Below are 1,857 nucleotides of genomic sequence, written 5' to 3'. Positions count from 1 at the left end.
GGGGTCAGAAGGGGTGCACGCCCACGGGAACGGCCGGCGCGGGACCGTAGCCCTCGGCGATCCGCTGGTGGTACGTCTCGCGGCCGATGACCTCCAGGCCGACGATCTCCCACGGCGGCAGCTGCGCCGTGCGCCGGTGCTCGCCCCACAGCCGCAGCGCGACGGCCGCCGCGTCATGGAGGTCGCGGGCCTCCTCCCAGTAACGGATCTCCGCGTGGTCGCGTGCGTACCGGCTGGTCAGCAGGAAGGGGTGGTCGTGGGCGAGCCGTTCGAGGCCGCGCCGGACGTCCCTGAGCGGTGCCGCCTCGCCGGCGACGCTGAGGGTGATGTGCCACAGCCGCGACGCCTCGCGCGGGACCCCCTCCCGTCGCTGGTCTTCCCCGACGCTGGCCAGTCGTCTCACCGGCAGCCTCCTGACATGGTGCTGAAGTCGTGCGTGTGATGCGGGCGCGGTACCACGCATGAGTTGACCAGCTCGCGTGCGGGGAAGGGGCCGTTTCCCGGAACCTTCCGTGGAAAGACTGGTCTTTCACGGTTCCGGCACCACCCCCGCCCCTCTCACGGGTACACGGACTCGCCGAAGGGACTATGCCCGCAACAGAACCAGGTCATCGCGATGTACGACTTCTCTTTCGTATGCCGGGCCGAGCTCACGGGCCAGTTCGCGCGTGGAACGCCCGATCAACTGGGGGATTTCCCTCGCGTCGAAGTTGACGAGCCCCCGGGCCACCGCGCGGCCCGTCTCGTCGCGCAGCTCGATGGGCTCCCCCGCCGTGAACTCGCCCTCCACGGCCGTGATTCCGGCGGGCAGCAGCGACCCACCGCCCTCGGTGACGGCCCGGACGGCGCCGGCGTCCAGGGTGACGGAGCCGCGCGGCGCGGAGGCGTGGGCGAGCCAGAGCAGGCGGCCGGCGGAGCGGCGCCCGGTGGGGGCGAAGTAGGTGCCGGTGGGGGCGCCCGAGAGGGCGTCGGCCACCTGGCTCGCAGCGGCGAGCACCACCGGGATGCCCGCGCCGGTGGCGATCGCGGCGGCCTCGACCTTGGTGGCCATGCCGCCGGTGCCCACCCCGGCGCGCCCGGCCCGGCCGAGATCGACGCCGTCCAGGTCGGCGGGGACCGCGACCTCGGCGATGGGGCGCGCGCCCGGCCTGGCGGGGTCGCCGTCGTAGAGCGCGTCCACGTCCGAGAGGAGGACCAGCAGGTCGGCGCGGACGAGGTGGGCGACGAGCGCGGCCAGCCGGTCGTTGTCGCCGAAGCGGATCTCGTCGGTGGCCACCGTGTCGTTCTCGTTGACCACCGGGACCACGCCCATGGTGAACAACTGCTCAAGCGTGCGGTAGGCGTTGCGGTAGTGGGACCTGCGGCTGGTGTCGTCGGAGGTCAGCAGCACCTGGCCCACGCGGCGGCCGTACCTGGCGAACGAGGCGGTGTAGCGGGCGAGCAGCAGGCCCTGCCCGACGGAGGCCGCGGCCTGCTGCCGCGCCAGGTCCGAAGGGCGGCGCGGCAGGCCCAATGGGGCGAGACCTGCGGCGATCGCGCCGGAGGAAACCAGTACGATCTGCCTCCCGTCCTGTTTCACCAGCACGTCGACGAGCGCGTCCACGCGGTCGGCGTCGAGCCCGCCCGCCGCGGTGGTCAGTGAGGATGAGCCGATTTTGACGACGACCCTGCGCGCGTCCGAGACGCCCCTTCTGCCCGGAAGGTCTCCGGGCGGGTCTCCCGGCAGGTCTTCCGGCACGTCGCCCACGGTGGTACCTCTGCGCTCGTTCTCTCCCGGCCGGGCCGGACTTCCGTCCGTAATGTATGCCACCGCGCCGCGCGGGCGCGCGCCGATATCCGCGCTCCTCCCCCACCGCC

Annotated in this window: 2 protein-coding genes; both read right to left on the bottom strand. The window is 73.1% G+C overall.

Annotation, left to right across the window (positions count from 1 at the left end; translation table 11 throughout):
- Window positions 1-4: 4 nt before the first annotated feature.
- Window positions 5-403, bottom strand: coding sequence for a hypothetical protein (locus tag ADY01_RS35280; protein WP_049580937.1), 399 nt, complete (start codon window positions 401-403; stop codon window positions 5-7).
- A gap of 183 nt (window positions 404-586) precedes the next feature.
- Window positions 587-1,738, bottom strand: coding sequence for a glutamate 5-kinase (gene proB, locus ADY01_RS35275; protein ID WP_234320544.1), 1,152 nt, complete (start codon window positions 1,736-1,738; stop codon window positions 587-589).
- Between the last annotated feature and the right edge of the window lie 119 nt (window positions 1,739-1,857).

This window comes from Streptomyces sp. SBT349 (assembly GCF_001083795.1).
Lineage (GTDB): Bacteria > Actinomycetota > Actinomycetes > Streptomycetales > Streptomycetaceae > Streptomyces.
The sequence above is the reverse complement of the archived record's forward strand: the minus strand, read 5'-3'. Positions and strand labels throughout refer to the sequence as shown.